The 19,119-nt window shown below is 61.8% G+C and carries 13 protein-coding genes; 5 read left to right on the top strand and 8 right to left on the bottom strand.

What is annotated here, in order from left to right; translation table 11 throughout:
* Positions 1 to 10: 10 nt before the first annotated feature.
* Positions 11 to 4,300, bottom strand: coding sequence for a sulfatase-like hydrolase/transferase (locus JIN78_RS04330; protein ID WP_200390712.1), 4,290 nt, complete (start codon positions 4,298 to 4,300; stop codon positions 11 to 13).
* Positions 4,301 to 4,470: 170 nt separating this feature from the next.
* On the opposite strand from JIN78_RS04330, the gene JIN78_RS04325 reads away from it, so the two are divergent.
* Both JIN78_RS04325 and JIN78_RS04320 read left to right on the top strand, forming a co-directional pair.
* Complete coding sequence (locus tag JIN78_RS04325) at positions 4,471 to 6,426, top strand: sensor histidine kinase (RefSeq protein ID WP_200390711.1); 1,956 nt, start codon at positions 4,471 to 4,473, stop codon at positions 6,424 to 6,426.
* A gap of 7 nt (positions 6,427 to 6,433) precedes the next feature.
* Positions 6,434 to 7,072 carry a response regulator gene (locus JIN78_RS04320; RefSeq protein WP_200390710.1) on the top strand — a complete coding sequence of 213 codons (639 nt, stop codon included), beginning with the start codon at positions 6,434 to 6,436 and terminating at the stop codon, positions 7,070 to 7,072.
* A gap of 33 nt (positions 7,073 to 7,105) precedes the next feature.
* Here the strand turns inward: JIN78_RS04320 and JIN78_RS04315 are convergent, their stop codons facing one another.
* The 3 genes from JIN78_RS04315 to JIN78_RS04305 form a co-directional block, all read right to left on the bottom strand.
* Positions 7,106 to 7,705, bottom strand: a complete 600-nt coding sequence (locus JIN78_RS04315; protein WP_200390709.1) for an N-acetylmuramoyl-L-alanine amidase family protein — start codon at positions 7,703 to 7,705, stop codon at positions 7,106 to 7,108.
* A gap of 63 nt (positions 7,706 to 7,768) precedes the next feature.
* Positions 7,769 to 8,635, bottom strand: coding sequence for a hypothetical protein (locus JIN78_RS04310; protein WP_200390708.1), 867 nt, complete (start codon positions 8,633 to 8,635; stop codon positions 7,769 to 7,771).
* Between the two features lie 75 nt (positions 8,636 to 8,710).
* Positions 8,711 to 9,817, bottom strand: a complete 1,107-nt coding sequence (locus JIN78_RS04305; RefSeq protein WP_200390707.1) for a tetratricopeptide repeat protein — start codon at positions 9,815 to 9,817, stop codon at positions 8,711 to 8,713.
* A 114-nt stretch (positions 9,818 to 9,931) separates the two neighbouring features.
* Here JIN78_RS04305 and JIN78_RS04300 point away from each other — a divergent pair, with 114 nt between their 5' ends.
* Entirely contained in the window at positions 9,932 to 10,237 is a 306-nt protein-coding gene (locus JIN78_RS04300; protein ID WP_200390706.1) for an HPF/RaiA family ribosome-associated protein, read from the top strand.
* A 12-nt stretch (positions 10,238 to 10,249) separates the two neighbouring features.
* Here JIN78_RS04300 and mgtE read toward each other — a convergent pair whose 3' ends face one another.
* Positions 10,250 to 11,623 carry a magnesium transporter gene (gene mgtE, locus JIN78_RS04295; protein ID WP_200390705.1) on the bottom strand — a complete coding sequence of 458 codons (1,374 nt, stop codon included), beginning with the start codon at positions 11,621 to 11,623 and terminating at the stop codon, positions 10,250 to 10,252.
* 353 nt (positions 11,624 to 11,976) lie between these two features.
* Between mgtE and JIN78_RS04290 the strand changes: the two genes are divergently transcribed.
* The gene (locus tag JIN78_RS04290; protein ID WP_200390704.1) at positions 11,977 to 14,220 is read left to right on the top strand and encodes a hypothetical protein; all 2,244 of its coding nucleotides are present in this window, start codon (positions 11,977 to 11,979) and stop codon (positions 14,218 to 14,220) included.
* On the opposite strand, the gene JIN78_RS04285 is transcribed toward JIN78_RS04290, so the two are convergent.
* Entirely contained in the window at positions 14,180 to 14,947 is a 768-nt protein-coding gene (locus JIN78_RS04285; RefSeq protein ID WP_200390703.1) for a phytanoyl-CoA dioxygenase family protein, read from the bottom strand. The genes JIN78_RS04290 and JIN78_RS04285 overlap by 41 nt on opposite strands.
* 103 nt (positions 14,948 to 15,050) lie before the next feature.
* Here JIN78_RS04285 and JIN78_RS04280 point away from each other — a divergent pair, with 103 nt between their 5' ends.
* Complete coding sequence (locus JIN78_RS04280; protein ID WP_200390702.1) at positions 15,051 to 16,760, top strand: ABC transporter ATP-binding protein; 1,710 nt, start codon at positions 15,051 to 15,053, stop codon at positions 16,758 to 16,760.
* Between the two features lie 19 nt (positions 16,761 to 16,779).
* Here JIN78_RS04280 and JIN78_RS04275 read toward each other — a convergent pair whose 3' ends face one another.
* Positions 16,780 to 18,297, bottom strand: a complete 1,518-nt coding sequence (locus tag JIN78_RS04275) for a PAS domain S-box protein (protein ID WP_200390701.1) — start codon at positions 18,295 to 18,297, stop codon at positions 16,780 to 16,782.
* A gap of 27 nt (positions 18,298 to 18,324) precedes the next feature.
* Entirely contained in the window at positions 18,325 to 19,104 is a 780-nt protein-coding gene (gene rph, locus JIN78_RS04270) for a ribonuclease PH (protein WP_200390700.1), read from the bottom strand.
* Positions 19,105 to 19,119: the final 15 nt, after the last annotated feature.

Raw genomic sequence — 19,119 nt, 5'->3', positions numbered from 1 at the left:
CTGCCGTTCTTCAGGGCTCCAGCACTGCCACCAGGCGCAGGAACAACTGTTTCAATTCCCCGCTGGCAGTCATCTCCGCCCTTTCCTCTGCCGCCTCCAACGTCGAGCTAACCACCAGTGTGGCGCCAACTTCTTCCTGTCCCGCCTGGCCATCGGCCAAATACCAATTTTGCAAATCAGGGGACCACATCCAGGTGCCGGAGACATCGACCGCGCCCCCCGGTAGGCGGGGGTGGGTCAGGACCGTCACCAGACCCTCGGTCGCTTGCAGCGCCAGGCCGGGAGTTTTTTGGGTTGGATCAGTACCGAACAAGGCTTCCAGTCCATTGGGGAGCCCATCCCCATCGGGATCCGCAGTGAAGTCCCGGCCGTTTTCCGAGAGGGAATAGCCCTCGATCCACGCTTGATAGCCCAGCCCGGTCACACTGAGAGCCAGCTCATCATAAACCCGCACCACCCCGTCATCGGCCTCCAGCCAAAGCACGTAATTGCCTTCCAGTTCAAAGGTCACTCCACTGTCCGGGAGAGAGGAATCATGCCACACGACCGGCGCAGGCCCCGAAAGAAAGCGCCATTGGGTGGCGAGAGTGCTCCCCTCGGGAAGGCCATCATCGCTCGCTTCCCCCCGCAAGGCCGCTTCCTCGCCCTGCCTCGCGTCCGGAGCCGCTCCGGCGAAAACCAAGGGTGCCAGATTCTTGGCGGCTTCGCCCGGACTCATCTCGCGGGGCCCCGTAGCCAAAGCGGCGACATCCTCGGCAGTAAGGGCTTCATCGTAGAAAAGGCAATAGGCAATCTGCCCCGCAAAGGGCCGCACCCCACCAGGAAGAAGCTGGTAACCGCCCAGGTGGGTGATGTTCGCGGTCTCCGCGCCATTGGAATGAGCCAGCGTTCCCAGCCCGGTGTGACTCGTCCCGCACCAATCGCCAAGCGCGGCGGGGAGAGCCTCGCTATCCATCAAGCTGCCATCGAGGTAAAGCCGGACCTCATCCCCCGGGAGGTCGATGACCGCGACCACATGCACGAATCCATCCTGGCTGGCTGCGGGAGCGAGCACGGCCTCGGCCACTGCTCCCTGGGAATTATCGGCCACCGCGAACTTCAAGAGATTTTCCTCCAAGATCAGCGCGGCTCCAATCGCCCCCCCTGCCTCCCAGAGCACCTGCGGCGTGGCCACCGGCAGGCTCGCGGGTTGGAACCAGAGCTCAATGCTCGCATCACCCGTGCTATAGGCATCGAGGTGGGTGGACACCGCCCCGCTGGGCAAGGTGGTGGACCCACTGAACTGAAAGGCTTTTTCGATAAAGTCCAGCTGCGGGGCCGGATCGGCGGAGGAGAGGATGACGCTCTCTGCCAAGGTCCAGTCCCGACCACCGGGAGGTTGCTCATTCTCCCACACGAGGTCTTCTCCCCCATCCTGCGCGGCATCGTAAGCCAGCTCCGGCTCCCGCTTGAAGTCCCCCGAAATCCCAGTCACTACTTCTTCTCCCACTGGACCAGAGAGAAGCTCCTCGATCTCGTCCCCCGCGAGGGTCCGTCCGTAGAAGGCAAAGTGAGCCACCTCGCCTGCAAAGAGTTCCACCCCGGCCGGTTGTAAAAGATAGGCCCCCAAATGAGTGCGGTCGGTGGTTTCCCCCTGCGAGGAATGGGCAATGGTGCCCAGACCCGAGTCGCTCGTGCCACACCAATCCTCCACCGCCGGGATGGCCTGGCTGGAGACCAGCACCCCGTCGAGATAGAGCCGGATCTCATCCCCGGCGAGGTCAATGACGCCCACGGCGTGGAGGTAGCCATTGCGTTCGGCAGCCGGAGCGAGGACCCCCTCCGCCACGGCCCCGGTCGATTGGTTGTCCACCGCGAATTTGAAGGAGTTTCCCTCCAAAACAAAAGAGGCTCCCACCTCTCCACCCGATTCCCAGAGCACCTGGGGAACGGCCACCGGCAGACTCTGCGGACGGAACCAGAGCTCGATACTGGCGTCGTCCTGGCTGAAGGCATCAAGATGATTGGAAAGCCCGCCTGCCGGTCGGTTCGTCCCGCCCGGGAACTGGTAGGCGGCCTCGATGAAGGCGAGATCCGGTGCCGGGTCCCCACTGCTGCGGGTCACACTCTCCGCCAGGCTCCATTCGCGCCCCCCGGGACCCACGGCCTCTTCCCAGACCGCGTTGCCATCCTCGTCGCTCGAGGCGTTGTGGGCGAAGAGGGGAGCAAATTTATAGGAAACCCCTTCTTCCTCCTCCCGCCATTCTCCCACCTCAACCCGGAAATCCACTGCTGCCGCCCCTCCCGCCTCGGGATGGCTCGCGGTCAGCCGCAGACGGTAGGGGCCTTCGACGGGAAAACGCACTCCCGTGCGCGCCTCAGTGACGTGGGTGAAACTGGCCGCCGCCGGACCGGAAATCTGGCTCCACTGATAGCTCGTGCCCGCAGGATCGAGACCCTCCCCGACTTGCGCAGCACCCTCGGCAACAAGACCTGTCGTCGTTCCGGCTAGGCAAACCGGGCTCGCCTTCGGCCAAAGGAGGGAAAGCTCCACCGGGTCGACCGCTTCGGCATCTTTTTCGAAAACAAAGACCTCCCGCACCGGCGCGATGTCATCCGTGGTCACCCGGAAGGTGGCCCCGGAGCCTTCGTCGTCCTCATCGACCGCCGCCGCCAGAGTGACGGTCCGGGGCAGCGCCCAATTCGTGCTGTCAAAGGTCAACACGCCCCCGGCGGCCACGCTCAAGTCGCCGTCTCCACTGAAGGGGGCAGTGGTCACGAGCACGGCCTTTCCCGGGTCCGCCGAAAGGCTCACCTCCAGAGAGGCTTCCCCCCCTTCGGGCACCTCCAGCTCGTTGGCGGAAAGAAGAACTTCGTAACTCGTGAACTCGCCGCGCGGAGCGGACTCGGCCGCAATGGAATCACTCACCGCCGTCATTTCCCTTTCCATCTCGGCCAACTGACGGCGCTGCGAGCTCGCGAGGTCGACGGACTCCTGGATGTCTTCCGCCAGGTTGTAGAGCTTGCCGTCCCGCAACTTCCAGTCGTCCTTGATGATCGCGCTGAGCGAACCCAAACCATCATTGGAAGTATTGAAAAGAGCGTAGCTCTGCCGCTCGGCTCCCCCCTCACCCCGCCAGAGGGCGGAAAGGTCGACCCCGTCAATGGTCCGGTCGGAGGGCAAATCCCCCCCGGCCAAGGCCGTGAAGGTGGGCAAGAGATCAATCAAGCCCGTGGTGTCGTCCCGCACCGAGCCCGCAGGAATCACACCCGGCCAGCGCACGAAGAAGGGAACCCGGCAGCCCCCCTCCCAAGTCTGGGCCTTGTTTCCTCGCAAGGGATAGGCCGACCCCACCGAGCGATCGGTGAGATTGCGATTGGAGAGCCGCAACCAAGGGCCATTGTCCGAGGCGAAGATCACAATCGTCTCCTCCTCCAGCCCCAGCGCCGTCAGCTTGTCGAGGATCCGACCCACACTGTGATCCACCTCAGCCACGACATCGTAGTAATTACTCACCCCGCTGGAGCCGAGAAAGACCGGCCAAGTGCTGCCATCGGCATTGGTGAACTCACGGTCCGACGGCCAGCAAGGCTGGTGCGTCATGGTGTGGGCGAGATAAAGAAAGAAGGGCTTCTCCTGCGCCGAGAAATCCTCGATGTATTCAAGAGCCGCCTCGGTGTAACGCCAGGTGATCTCCGCCTGCTGGCTGGGCGAGCTGAAGTCCCGAATCAGCACCTCCTCGTCGCGAATCAGGTCGTGATTGGCAATGTCGTTGCTGTGGGGAAAGCCGAGAAAGTGATGAAAGCCGTGGCGCAAGGGACCCATTTGAAAAGGGTTGTGCCTTCCCGGGTTGTAGCCCAGGTGCCACTTCCCCACCATCGCAGTGAGGTAACCAGTCTCCCGCAACACCTCCGGCACCGTCACTTCCGAGGTGTTCAAGCCGTCACCATGATTGGAAAAGAAGACCTTATTGGTGGAAATGCGCCGATCATAGCGTCCCGTCATGAAGCTGGCCCGCGAGGGCGAGCAAGCCGGCGAGGAGTAAAACTGCGTGAGACGCATTCCATCCGCCGCCAGGGAATCGATGCGCGGCGTCAACCCAAAGGCCACGTTAGGCTCCGGAATGGGACCCGAATTTGCGAGGGGAACTGGAGTGGGCCCGGAATGGGGATATTGATTCGGCGGCGCGGGATAAGTCTGGGCTCCGACATCATTGTATCCGAAGTCATCCATCAGGATGAAGACGATGTTGGGAGCCCCCGTTGCGAAAGGGCAGAGCAAGGCCAAGCCGAGCAGGCTGGAGAGGAACGCTATTTTCATGAGAGAGAAGAGGAACCGGCCACGCCTCCCACTTCCCGGTGGAGGCGGCAGTTCTACAGTCTGCAAATAAAGGTTAAGGCCTTCCTCTTGCCTATCGGTCATTCGACCGATGCGCGCGATGTGAGGAAAAGATGGGTTGCCGCCTCCCCCTCTCCTCGTAAGCTGGCCTCGTGCTCCGCCCTGCCAGCTCCGTCTCCGGCCCCTTCCGCTGGCCGGGAGCCCTCGTCGCGCTCCTGCTCCTGGGCTGCGCGGCCTCATGCCAGCGCCCCGACGACCTCCAGTCCCTCGAACACGACATCGCGCGCCTCGAGCAGGAGATCGCACCTCTTCCCCGCATCCGGCTGAATCCCAGCCCGCATACCCTTGGCTACCGGTCCCATTTCTCCCACGACGAGCACGACCGGGTCACCATCGAACTCTCATTCGCCCGCCCGGCGGACCTCGACCTCCTCGCCTTCGTGCCAGCCACCTATTCGCCAGACTCGCTGGAAGTCACCCCTCTCGGCTTTCCCAAGCGCTTTCACATCGAGCTCGCTGCTCCTGGGAAAGACTACCAGACGGTCGTTGATTACCGGGATGAGGACTATGCGGTAACCGGGATCGAGCCCCAGCTCTTCCCCCTCGCCCAACCGGTCTTCGCCGATCGCCTGCGCCTGAGCTGCACCCGCATGGGCGACGACCCCTCCTGGTGGGACGGAGAATACGTCACCGCCTTGAGCGAGATCCTGGCCTTCGCCGGTCCATGGAATGCCGCCCTCGGTGCCCGCGTGGAGGCTTCCACCGACAAGGACTACGGCTCAATCTGGAGCCGGCGCTATCTCACCGACGGCTTCTGCCTCTTCTCCCCCGTGGACGGGCAACTGCGCCATCCTTTTCTGGATTTTTACTTCAATGGTTCCCGCCTCGAACTGCTCTTCGACCTCGGCCGCTCCCGCACATTGGACGAAATCCGACTCTGGCCCGCAGTTCATTCCCTGCAATTCAACTTCCCCCAGGCCAGCGGAGTCGGTTTTCCCTCCCGCTTCCGGCTCGAGCGCCTGCACGCGCCCGGCGACCGCAAGGGAGAGACCGTGCTACGCACCGCGACCCCGCTCACCGCCCCGGGTTCCAGCCCGCACCTGCAGCGCTTCCCCTCGGTAGCGGGACGCTATTTCCGCCTCACCCTCCTCGATCCCGTGCCCGAGTTCCGCATCCAACGACCACCCCGCATCATTCTGAGTGAGGTCCAACTCCTCTCCCAGGGGCAGGTGGTCAGCGGCGAGGAGACGTCCTCCCTTGCCATTACCAGCAATGCGGGTCGCCCCCATCCCCACCTCCAGCGGCTGACCGACGGCTTGAGTACGGAAGGAAAAATCCTCCCCCTCCGCCAGTGGATCGAAGGGCTGGCCACACGAGCAGCCAAAGAACGCCGCTTGGCCAACCTGCGCCAGATACTCCACCTCCGCCGGGAGCAACGGCAGGAGCTCTTCCGCGATGCTCTCATCCTGCTGCTCATCCTTCTTCCCCTTCTCCTCGCCTTTGCCAAGCTCCTCGCCGATCGCAAGTGGAAACGGGTGCGCGACCGCATCGCCTGCGACTTGCATGATGAAATCGGAGCCAATGCCAGCGGCCTCGTCCACCTCACCGAGCTCCTCGCCGAATCCCTGCCCACACCCACGCCGAACCAGAAGGTGCTGCTCGCGGAGGCCCTCGAAACGGCCCGCCTCACCTCGGCGGAAACCCGTGACTTCGTGGGCTTGCTCGAGACCAACAGCCCGGCTTTCAATCTCCGCAAACAAATCGCCCTGCTCTGCAGCCGCCTACTCACCGGGCTGGATCACTACTGCGAAATCGCCCCCCAGGCCCGCCTCTCCCGCCTCCCCCCCGCCCGCCAGTGGGATCTCTTCCTCTTCATTAAAGAAAGCCTCAACAACATCCGCAAGCATGCCCGCGCCACCCGAGCTTCGGTCGCCATCAAGCGCCACCAGGGACACCTCCACCTCCACATCTCCGACAACGGACGTGGAGCTCCGGCGGACAGCCGCCCGCCCCGCCATCTCGAAATCCGCGCCAAGCGCCTGGGCGGCACCCTCACCGTCACCACCGCCCCCGGTGACGGCTTCCACCTCCATCTCATCCTGAAATAGCTTCCCCATGCCTCCAGCCATTCGCGTCCAGATCATCGAGGACAACGCCCGCTACCGCTCCTCCCTGCAGCACATGGTCCGCCTCACCGAGGGTCTCACCCTCGCGGCCTCCTTCTCCTGTGCCGAGGACTACCTCACCACCACTCCCCCTCCCGGCGCCGACCTCACCCTCCTCGATCTCCACCTCCCCGATCGCGACGGTCTCCAGCTCATCCCCCCTCTTCTCAAGCAACACCCCAAGGGAAATATCCTCGTCCTGACCCAAAACGCCGACCATCGCACCACCCTGGAAGCCATCCGGCTTGGCGTCTCCGGCTATCTCCTCAAGGACACCCCCATCGCTTCCATCCGGGAAGCTCTCTTCGAGATTCAACAAGGGGCTTGTCTCATCGATCCCCAGCTTTCCCGCATCGTCTTGCAAGCTCTCACCGGGCGGGGACGACCGGGGGGAGATCGTCTCCTCAGCCAGCGTGAAGAGGAGATCCTCCGCTTGCTCTCCCTGGGATACCTCAAGAAGGAAATCGCGGAGCAATTACACATCAGTTACCGCACCGTGGCCCAGCACACCGAAAATATTTACCGTAAGCTCCAGGTGCCCAACGTCGCCGCCGCCGTGGCCGCCGCCATCCGCAAGGGCCTCATCTAGCCACGCCTCCGCGACCATCCCGGGGCTCCCTGCTCACCACTTGCCGCTGCGGTCGTAGCGAACGATGCCGTCGACAATGCCGCGCACCAGTTGGTCACGGTAGGAGCCCTTCATCACCTTCTGGCGCTCGCCGGAATGACTGAGAAAGCCTCCTTCAATCAAGATGGAGGGGTGCTTGCAGTGCCGGATGACGTGATAGCGGGCATACTTCACCCCCCGGTCGGCAGCCCGCACCTCCCCCTGCATCCCCTGGTGACAAGCCTCGGCCAAGGCCCGGCTGTGGCTGCCGCAGTAAAAAGTCTCCAAGCCCTGCACATGGCTCTTCCACGTGTAGTTGTAGTGAATGCTGATGAAAATAGCGTCGCGATACTTATTGGCGATGCGGGAGCGTTCGGCCAAGGGAACGAAGCGATCGGTGTCCCGAATCATCACGGTGCGATAGCCCTTGCGCTTGAGGTAATACTCCAGCCGCATGGCAGTATCGAGAGCGAGGTGCTTCTCGTAAACCTTGCCGTAATGACCGCCAATGTCGTGGCCGCCATGGCCGGCGTCGATGATGATGGTCTTTCCGCTGACCACGCTCAGCAGTCCGCTGAGCACCAAAAGAACGAGTGTGCGTGCGATAGACTTCATAAACTCCCCAAGATTTCTTAAATTTTAAGGAAAATTAGGAAAATCGGCAAGAATTTTTGAAATTTAATCGAATAAAACGGCGGGACGCTCGGAAATTTTCCGAATTCGGTCCCGTTGCGCTTGCTGGGCCTCGGGGTCGAATTCGATGCCACCGGCGACTTGAATCTCGCCATTGTCAAAGGCCACGAGGCGAGGTTTTCCAGTTTGCCCCTGCTTGTAAATGGTCCGGTCCGCCACTTGGCCCCGGGAATCAATGAGGATGTGGACATAGCGATCGGGAGCCGCCAGGTAGAGGACATTGAGGCGTCCCTGGCGGTCGACGGTGCCCTCGGGGTGCATGTGGCGGAGGTGCTCGCCCAGCGGATAGGTCATCACCACCCGGCGCTCATCGACCAATTCGGCTTGGAAGTAGAGCATGGAGGTGCGGGCGGGGGTGAAGGTGATGAGGCGGTAATCGCGGGCCTTGCCACCGAGGCCGACCCGCTGCTCGTAGATGACGCGGCCACGGGTGAGGTCGATGGTTTTGCGGGCGGATTGGAAGGACTCGCCGGTGGGCAGGGTGATGATGGTGGAAACGGTGTATTTCCCGTAGGAGTGGAGGGGAAAAAGATTGTTGAGGTCGAGCTGTTTGGCCACCGAGCGTCCCACCGGAATCTTGGCTGCCTGGAAACTCATGGGGCGGTAGGGAGCGACGGGATTGCCCTGTTGGTCTTGCACGAGCACATTGAGCCAGGAACGACGGTTGTCACCGTGGAGCAGGAGCTCGGCCCCGGCGCGATTGGTCAGCCGCACCGACATGGGGATGGATTCATGGGGGATGAATTGCCGGCGGGAGAACTCGATGTCGACATTGAGCTGGGCGGCGGCTTCAAAGGCGCTGCCGCAGAGGAGCAGGAAGAAGGCAAGGAAGCGTTGGACGAACGTTTTCAAGGCTCCTATCAAGAACATATCCAGCGGCTCGGCAAGCGAAACCCGTGTTTTTCACCGGAATAGTTCCCCGCCAAGCTATTCCGGCAAGGGAGGCAGGAGGGGGTTGTCGAAGTTGAAATCGTCGGGGATGTAGTTCTCAGGATAATAATGGACTTCCTCCCCCCGGGCCTCCACCTCGCGAGCTAGACGACGGGGGGAAGCCACTTTGTCAATGAGGGCGTTCTCATAAAAGAGCTCGACCACTTGCCCAAAGTATTTCCGTTGCCCCAGGAGGTGACTGGTGCCGGTATCCTGACTGGGAATGGTGTAGGTGACCCGCAGGAGTTCCTCCCCGTTCTCCTGCCAATCGACCGGCGCGGTCACCCATTTGGTCTCCATCGTGCTGCGACTGCTGTCCCACAGCTTGGGCTCGCCATTGAGGTCATCGTAGAGGAAGACCTGCACGTTCAGGGCGCTCTCCAACTCATCGGCGGACTTGTTCAGCCCCGGGGCGGCCGACACCGGAATGGTCAGAATCACGCGCTCTCCGGCCTGATAATTGGTATCGCGATAGACCCAGACGCGGCCCAACGCGAACTTGGCGGCCATGTCTTCGGGCTGCTCGATACCGTCGCGAAGCTTGATGGCGGCCATTTCGTAAAGATTGCCCGCTTTGATGGTGCCGAGCGAGAAGACCTGCTGGTAGTAGTCGGCGGCGCGATCATAGAGCCCCATCGCACTGTAGACCTCGGCGGTTTGGTAAAGGACGTTGGCGTCATCAGGCGCCTTTTTGGCGGCATCCTCCAGCTTGAGAAGCGCCCGCATGTTGTCCCCGGCAATGCGGAGCTTGCGGGAGTCTTCCACCTGCTTTTCCACCAAAGGATCGGCAATGGCGGGGGTCCCGAGCCGGAGGTCGGCCACGGGCTCGAAGTTGTAGTCCAGGGGCGGGCCTTCGGGGAGCTCCGGGATGGGGGCGGGCACTTCCCGGATGACCTCCTTGATCACGGTTTCCTTCTGCGGAGGAAGAGTGCGGTATTCGGTGACGATCTTTTCCACCACCACCGGCTCTGCCGCCGCCAAGGCCTCGCGCTGACGATCGAGACCCAGAGCAAGGCCGACTGCCGCCAATTCCACAAAGGCGACCAACCCCAGCACCCAGCAGGAAGCCCGAAAGACACCCAATTGATTCTCAGCCGAACCCATAGGCCGGGGCCAATAGCAAATCCCACCCCCCCACGTCAAACCAACATCATTTTTCCAAAATCGTTCCGGCGCAGAGTCCTTGGCACACTTCCTGTTGCAGAAAGGATTGGCCTTATGAAAACTACTATTAACTGCACAAAGCACCTCGATAGCGAGCACACCAGCGTTTGGGAAACCACCCGCGAACTGATCGAACGCAAACACGAGCATCTCCGACATCTCCATCCGGATTTGAATAAAGCGGAGCTGCACCTGCGAGCCTTCTCCCGCCAATCGGAGGTCCACTTGCTCGTCCACGACAGCCGCCATCGCCTCATCGAGGCCCACGCCAGCGCGAGCAATCTCGACAAATCAATTTCCCTCGCCTTCAAGCGGGCGGAAGTGCAGTTGGCCAAGCCCAAACATTTGCAAAACCGCTGACTCTTGACTGCCCTACAAGCCGAGAAAGAGCCGGGCCGTGGTGAAGTAAATCACCATCCCAGAGACATCGACAATGGTGGTGATCGCCGGTGCCGCGATCACCGCCGGATCGAGCTTGATGCAGCGGGCCCCGATGGGCAAGAGAGCGCCAATCAAGGTTGACGCCACCACCTGGACGGCCAAGGCGGAGGAGACCGCCAGAGTGAAACGGCCCAGATGGATCTCCTTCATCTCCGCCGGCAGCAGCAAGGGCAACACCAAGAGACAAGTCAGCGCCAGCGCACTGGCAAGGATGAGGCCCTGGCTCAACCCCAGGCGCAACTCTTTCCAAGCTACCTCCCAAGCATCTTTGCTCTCAATTTCTCCCAGAGACATGGCCCGAATCACCATCGTGGAGGCCTGCCCGCCGGTATTCCCGCCTGTCGCAATGACCATGGGTAAAAAGAGAGCGAGCAAAAAGACCGAGTTCAAGACCGGCTCGAAGCGAATCATGACGTAGCCAGACGCAATGGCGAGAAAGCCGAGGACCAGGAGCCAGCCCACGCGGCGGCGCAGATGCGTCCACAAATGGGTGCGGAGATAGCTCTCCTCCGATTGTTCCCCGGCGATACCCGCTTGCTTCTCCATATCCTCGGTCGATTCCTCTTCCAGAATCTCCATGGCATCGTCGTAAGTGATAGCCCCGAGAAGGCGGTGACTCTCGTCCACCACCGGGAGAGCCAAGAGGTCATACTTGCGCACCATCGCAGCCGCTTCTTCCTGGTCGGCGGTGGCCAAAATGGTCTCATTGACGTCGAACATGATGTCTCGCACCGGGGTATCGCGGGAAGCGAAAGCCAAATCGCGCAGACGCACAAAGCCAATGGGCCGCTCGCGCTCATCAATGACAAAAATCCGGGACAAAGTCTCCGCCGACTCCTGCAGATCGCGCAGCTTGTCGAGGGCTTGCTTCACCGTCAAATTCGCGGTGACCAGTCCGATACTGGTCGTCATCCGTCCCCCGGCCGTCTCCTCGTCATACTTTAGCAGAGTATGGGTGATTTCCTTCTGCTCATGGGAAAGCAGATCCAGCAGCTGGCTCTGCGTCTCCCCGGACATGTCCTGCAAAATGTCCACCCGATCATCGTCGGAGAGCGCATTGAGCAACTCCCGCTGCTGTGAGGGCTGATAGCGCAAAATGGCATCCTCCCGCAGCGAGTCCGGCAGCTCAGCGAGAGCATCCGAGAAGGTCACCGGCGACAAGGTGCGCACCACGAAGTTGCGCTCTTCCTCATCCTCCAGCTGCTCATAAAAGGCTGCCAAATCGGCATAATGCAGCTCCTCGGCAAGTGCGAGAAATGCGGAACCATCACGGGACTCTAGGGCGGGACGAAGTCGTTCAGGCACGCCGGGAGAGAAGCACGACTCCCCGGCCTGAGCAAGAACGGGAATCACCAACTGAAAAAATACTGAAGCCAAATCTCCAGCCCTAAATCCGCCTCTCCTGCCAACTCCTCATCGACAGGAAAAGCCTCAACATCTCACCCCGGGAAAGACCACAAAGAAAACCACCATCGCACTAAAACTCAGCGCGCCTGCCATCCATCCAGAGATCCTCAGCTTCTCTCACCCGAGGTCGGCCTCCTTACTGAATCCTCGCTTCGACGAACCCTCTCCCTCTGTCATACGAACACCACTCTTTAGGTGAATTGCCGTTTCATCATCTCTCATGCTTACGCTTGCCCAAACGATCCACACCGATGACGAACCTCCATTTGCCGCGCTTGGCCACCTCCCTCCCACTCCTCACCATTTTGCCCTTGGCCGCCCAGAACCACTGGACTCTCAACGGTGACGGGCTCTGGCACGAGGCCTCCCATTGGTCGGACGACGTGCCAGACAACTCGACTGAGGTCAGGCTGGGAAACGGCGGGACCTCCTGGATTCGCGACGCGGCAAATGCCAATGGCCTGCTCGTCGGGCGCGACGGTTCGGGCTCCATCCACCTCGGAGAGGACGGGGTCCCGGCTTCCACTCCCACCCTGCAGACCCGCTTCTCCCACTTGGGTTACAACGGAGGAGATTCCGGCTCCGCGCAGCTCTTTCACGGCACCTGGAACAACGATCTGGACATTCTCATTGGCCGGGGCGGGGAGGGAGATCTCACGCTCTCGAACAACAGTGAGGTCACCACCGACAGCTCCGTCCTCGGCTACTTCGGCGGAGCCACCGGCAAGCTCACGCTCGGAGGAACGGCCCGCTTCCAAGTCAATAGCACCGGCGAGGGATTCGTGGTAGGACGAGCGGGAAGCGGAACCGTCAATCTGACGGAGAGTGCCACCCTTTCCACGACGGGGAACTCTGTCGTCGCCGCAGAATCCGGCAGCACGGGCATCCTCAATATCAGCGGAGGCTCCTGGCTCAGTAGCGGACTCATCTCTCTGGGCCAGAGCTCCCAAGGCACCCTGAACCTTGCGGGGGGAACCGTTGAGAGCCGCCACCTCTTCATGGGCCTGGCTGACGGAAGCTCCGGGTCTCTCAACCTCCAGACCGGCGGAACTCTCACGATTGAAGATACATTTTCCCTGGGCCGGAGTGGGAGCGGCACCGGAACGCTGACGATGTCGGGGGGCGAGCTGAATAGCTACAACACCTTTCTGGGCACCTTCGGCTCCTCCTCCGGCTCCGCCACTTTGCGCGGCACCTCCCAGTGGACCAACTCGAACGAATTCACTTTCGGCTATGCCACCGCAGCAGAGAACACCCTTGGCCTGGAGCAAGACGCCCAGCTCACCACCCGTTTCCTGACCCTCGGGGCCAGCGCCGGCTCCCAGGGCTCCATCGAGCTGCATGACAACAGCCGCATCGTCATCACCGGAGGAAGCACCAATCGCCTCGACATCGGCCGGGCCGGCACCGGCAGCCTCTCCCTCAACGACAATTCCCAGGTTCTCCTCGGCTCCGCCGCGCACGGGCGGGAGGTCCGCCTCGGCGTGGAGGAGAATGCGGTCGGAATTCTGAACGTCAGCGAAGGGGTCTTCAACAACACCGCGGGAAACACCCTGGTAGGCGTCTCCGGCAGCGGGACGGTCAACCTCATCAACCGGGGCAACCTCATCGCCCACCATCTGCAAATCGGCAGCCAGGCGGGCTCGACCGGGGTGGTCAATATCGGCCCCTCCAGTGATCTTCACGCCTGGACCATCACCACCCACCCCGACTCCGACTCGCGCATCCACTTCGACACCGGAGCGGAACTCGACATCGACTATCCGGTGCAAAATCTCTTCGAGAACTTCAAGGCGGGAGAAATCGTCATCTCGGATTGGGCCAGTATCGACATCATGGGCAACGCCATCAGCACCGCTCCCAACTTTGCCGGATTCTCCGGCGGAGGCACTCTGCTGAAGACTAGGAATGGAAGCCTCACCCTCCATGGCGACAACGACCTTTCCACCCTGAATGTGGGGCAGGGTGGCCTCTATTTGGAAGGTAGCCTCACCGGAACGGCCAACGCCTATCGCGGAACCACCATCGGCGGCAGCGGAACCTTCGCCGCCCTCAATTTGGAAAACTCCACTCTGGCTCCCGGGAGTTCGCCCGGCCATCTTACCGCTCAGAGCCTGACTTTGGCGGACAACAGCCGCATCCAGTTCGAGCTCGGCCTCAATCCCGCCACCAGCGATCTCATCACCGTCACCGGCGCCCTTGCCAGCGATGGCTCGGTCGTGACCTTCGACTTTCAGGACAATGGTTGGGTCGCGGGCCGGACCTACGACCTCATCCATTTCGGCAGCTCAACCATCGACCCCGCCGATTATCAATACACCGCGCCGGACGCCTCCTTCGCGGGCGTCTTTTCCCAGACCGGCAGCCTTTTACAGTTCACCACCGTGCCGGAACCGGCCACCGGCCTGCTCACCCTGCTCGCCAGCCTTCCCCTCCTGCGGCGGCGGCGACCCTCTACCCCCTCCACACCAGCGGACAGACGCGCTCGTCGGTAAAGTCGGGCTGGCCATCCCGCTGGCGCACCCAGCGCTCGTTGAGGTGGCTGAACTTGCCATGGCGACGGTAGCTCAGCTCATCCACGGCGTAGTGCAGGGCGATGGCGCGGCGGGGAGCGGTGGCCCGGTTGGGGGGATTGCCATGGACGGTGTGCCAGCAAAAGAGCGCGGCCTCGCCGGGCTGCACGGAGGCGGGCACGATGTCCTCCGCTGCCGGGGCCCAGCCGTCGGGGAATTCCAGCCAGCGCCGCTCCGCCGTCCCCCGGGCCATCGTGATGGGCCCCATCGCGGGCGCGATTTTTGCCAAAGGCACCCAGGCGGTGACCATGAGGGGAGCCTGACAGGTCTTCCAGCGGCTGCGCTCGGTATGCCAATGATAATCATTCCCCGGTCGCCGGGCGGGCTCTTCCCAAAGGAGTTGATCGAACCAGAAGCGCAGCGTGCGTGCTCCGGAGGCCTCCGCGATCGCCTCCAGCAAGCGCGGGGATCGAGCCAGCCCCGCCAGCTCGCTGCGCAAGTGGGTCGCGTAGGGCAGCTTCCACGAGCGGGCCTTGCGCGCCCGGGGCGCGGGCCAGGCAAACTGGGGCTGACGGTCGTTCTCCCCCGCCATGAGAGCTTCCTGTCCCCGCCGCGCTGCAGCGAGCTCCTCCGTCGCAAAGATATCGCGCAGAAAGGTGAAGCCTCCGGGCAGGGAGGGAGCACTGGCTGGAGCGGGGGAAGCAATCACGGACCCGGTCCCTTAAAAAAAGCCCCTCCCCCTGGCAAGCCTAGAGCGAGAGTGACCCATCACGACCTTGCCAGCTGGCGCTGGAAATCAGAGCCTTTCTGCCATGGCGACCTTGCTCCGCATTTTTCGCAAAGCGACCCACTACCCCGGCCTCGCTCTGGGCGTCCTCCTCCTCGCCATCGGCAGCACTCTCCTCGTCCTCGTTCCGCCCCTGATGACCAAGCGCTTCCTGGATGTCATCATCGCGGACGAGCGCGCCGACCTCATCTGGTCCACGGCCGGACTGGCGGTGGGGGCCATCGCCCTGCGCCAAGTGATGGTGATGGGCCGCACAGTGCTCAATACCGCCTTCGAGCAAAGGGTGGTGCACGATCTGCGGCGGGAGCTTTTTGACAAAATCCAGCGCATGCCCCTGCGCTTCTTCGACCAGCGCACCAGTGGCGACATCATGAGCCGGGTGGGCAATGATGTCCCGGCCATGGAAAAAGTGGTCATCCAAGGCATCGACCAGGGGCTCAGCGGCGTGATTCAAATCGCGGTCATCCTCGCCTTCATGTTCAGTCACCACGTGGGTCTGACCCTGGTCACCCTCGCGCCCATGCCGCTGGTGGGCCTCACCACCTGGCTCTATTCGAAGTTCGGGGCCCCCCGCTACACCCGGGTGGCGGAGGCTTCCGCTGATCTGAATGCCTCCCTGCACGACAGCCTGGCCGGCATCCGCCAGATCAAGGCCTACACCGTGGAGCCCGAGAAGCTGGTGGAATTTTCCGAAAAAAGCGATCAGGTGCGCGCGGCGCAAATGCATGTGGTGCGGGCCAATGCGGTGACCTGGCCCAGCGTGAGCCTGGTGGCGGAGTCCGGCATCGTGATGATGCTGGCGATGGGCTCTTACTGGCTCCTCACCGATGGCTCGGTGACGATCGGAGTCATCGGGGCCTTCCTCTTTGCCTGGGGCTACCTCTTCGAGCCCATTTCCCGCCTCAGCCAACTGGGCAAGACCTTCACCAGCGGGCTGGTTTCCGGACGACGGGTCTACGAAATCCTCGACGACGAAGCGGAGCGCAACCTGACGAAAGGCCAAGAGCCGGCCCATCTGGCAGGAGAAATCCGTTTCGAGGAAGTGACCTTCGGATATGAAGCCGACCAGCCCATTGTGAAGGGCGTGAGCCTGCAGGCAGCGAAGGGCGAAACCATCGCCTTCGTCGGTCCCACGGGTTCGGGCAAGAGCACCCTGCTCAATCTCCTCACCGGCTTTTACCACCCCCAGGAGGGGCAAATCCTCATCGATGGGGTGCCCGTGCGCGAGCTTTCCAAAAAATGGCTGCGCGATCACACGGGCTACGTCACGCAGGAGAGCTTTCTCTTCAATACCACCCTGCGACAAAATCTGCTCCTAGCCAAGAGCGAGGCCAGCGATGATGAAATCTGGGCCGCGCTGGAGGCCGCCAATGCCGCCTCCTTCGTGCGTGCCCTGCCCGAGGGGCTCGACACCCTCACCGGCGAACGCGGGGCCAAGCTGAGCGGCGGACAGCGCCAGCGCATCTCCATTGCCCGCGCCCTGCTGAAGAACCCTCCCCTCCTCCTCCTCGACGAGGCCACCAGCGCGGTGGACAATGAGACCGAACGCCAAATCCAGGAAGCCCTGGGCCGCCTGCGGAGCAATCGCACCAGTTTCGTGATCGCCCACCGTCTCAGCACGGTGCAGGAGGCGGACCGCATTTACGTCCTCGTCGCGGGAAAAATCGCGGAAGCAGGCACCCACGGGGAACTCCTCGCCCGCGGAGGGGTCTATGCCCGCTTGCAAAAGGAATGATCGGCAGGCGCGAGCCCTCTCAAGCCTTCTGCAGCTCGCCCCGGATTTTGTCCGCCAAGGCATCGAGACTGAAGGGCTTCTGAATGAAAGCGATCTCGTCCTTCAGCAGACCGTTGCGCACCACCACGTTTTCCGTGTATCCCGACATGAAGAGAATCTTGAGTTCGGGGGCGATCTCCTTGGCCTTTTGGCTCAACTCAACTCCATTCATCTCGGGCATCACCACATCGGTGAGGAGAAGATCGACCTCTTCCCGGTGGTCCTGCAGCTCCCTCAGCCCCTGGGTCGGGCCGTCAGCGGAAAGAATCCGGTAACCAATGCTGCGGAGGTATTGCTCGGTCATTTCACGCACCAGTTCATTGTCCTCGACCAAAAGAATGGTCTCGGTATTCGCGACAGCCTCTCCGGCTGGCGAAGGCACCTTGCGAATGGGCAACTTCCCGGAGCGAGGGAGAAAAATGGCGAAGGTGGTCCCCTGCCCCACCTCACTGTAAACGTTGACGAATCCCCCGTTTTGCTTGACCGCGCCATAGACGGTGGCCAACCCCAGGCCCGTGCCCTGATTGCACTCCTTGGTGGTGTAAAAAGGTTCGAAGATGTGGGCCAGCACCCCGGGCGCCATTCCTTCCCCTTCGTCTTCAAAGTCAATGCGCACATAGTCCCCGGGGACCACTTCCACTTGGCGCGAACTGTATTCCCGGGTGATGACCTCATTGCGGGTGCGCACGATCAAATCCCCCCCGTCGGGCATGGCATCCCGGGCATTGATGCAGAGATTCATCATGATTTGCTCAATCTGCATCGGGTCGATACAGACCTGCCAAAGGTCCGGTCCGGGCTCAAAGACGAGATTGATACTCTCGCCAATCAACCGCGACACCGTGCTACGAATGGCCCCGATCTGCTCATTCAGATCGATCTCCTCGGGCGAAGAAATCTGCTTGCGGGAAAAGGCCAGCAACTGTCGGGTGACATCGCGAGAATGGCGGCCGGCTTTCTCAATGGCCCGGGCGCTTTCGGTGAGCCCGTGGTCCGCAGGCAGGGAGGAGAGAATCACTTCAATCTGCCCGAGAATCACCGTCAGCATATTGTTGAAGTCATGGGCCACTCCACCCGCCAGTCGCCCCACCGCCTCCATCTTCTGGGCCTGCAAGAGCTGCCCTTCCAAGCGCTTCTGATTGGTGATGTCGATCCCGAAGGAGATGGTGCCCACCGTCTCACCGTTTTCTTGAAAAGGCGTATTCCGCCAGGACACAAACCGTTCCTTGCCATCCTTGGTGAGGATGGGGTTCTCGAACTCCCAGACGAAATCCTCCTCATCGCGACAAGCGAGGAAGGCTTCCCAAACGTAGGGATAGCGATCGCGGGGCACGAGGAGAGAAAACCAATCCTGCCCAATCAACTCCTCCCGCTGATACCCGGTGACCAATTCCGCCATCCGGTTGACGGTCAGGATCCGCCCCTCTTTCCCGCAGACGACGAACATCGCGTTGGTCGACTCGATCAGGTATTCGGGATCAGTGGGATCGGGATTCATGGAAGGTTCAATGGCGGCGGCCCGGATTTACTTTTGAAAAGCAGCGGCCAAACTGGCGAGGTCGACGGGCTCAGCCCGCTCGGCGGCGAGGATCGCCTCCCGCTGCTTGACTACGATCTCGGAGATCCCCTTTTTTCCAACGGCCACCATTTGGGCCATTTGGTCTTCGCTAAAGGTCGCCTCTTCCCCGGACATCTGCATTTCCACAAAGGACAAATTCTCGGTCATCACCAGATTGGAGTCGACGGAGGCATCTTTGTCTTCGGGATAATTCAAATCGAGCACCACCTCGTCCTGATAGACACCGCAGGAGATGGCGGCCACCAGGCTCTTCATGGGAAAGTCGTTCAGTTTGCCCTCGGCCATGAGCTTGTTGATGGCGATGGCGGAGGCCACACACCCTCCGGTGATGGAGGCCGTGCGGGTGCCGCCGTCGGCCTGCAGGACATCGCAATCGACCCACAGAGTGCGGGCCCCCAGCTTTTTCAAGTCGATCACCGCCCGCAGAGAGCGACCAATGAGCCGCTGAATCTCCGTAGAGCGCCCATCGAGCTTGCCGCTGGTGATGTCGCGCCGCTTGCGGTCGTGGGTGGAATAGGGGAGCATAGAATACTCGGCCGTCAGCCAGCCGCCTTCCACCTTCTGGTAACGCATCCAGCCCGGCACCGACTCTTCAATGGTCGCCGCACAAATCACGCGGGTATTCCCAAAGGAGACCAACACCGACCCCGAGGCATGGGGAGCCACGTTCGGAGTGAAGGTCAATTCGCGCATTTCATCGGCTTGGCGTCCGTCTGGTCGAGTCATGCCCGAGACCCAACC

It is taken from the genome of Roseibacillus ishigakijimensis (assembly GCF_016595415.1).
In the GTDB taxonomy this organism is placed as follows: Bacteria; Verrucomicrobiota; Verrucomicrobiia; order Verrucomicrobiales; family Akkermansiaceae; genus Roseibacillus; species Roseibacillus ishigakijimensis.
Note: the sequence above shows the minus strand (reverse complement) of the source record. Positions and strands in the feature narration are given on the sequence as shown.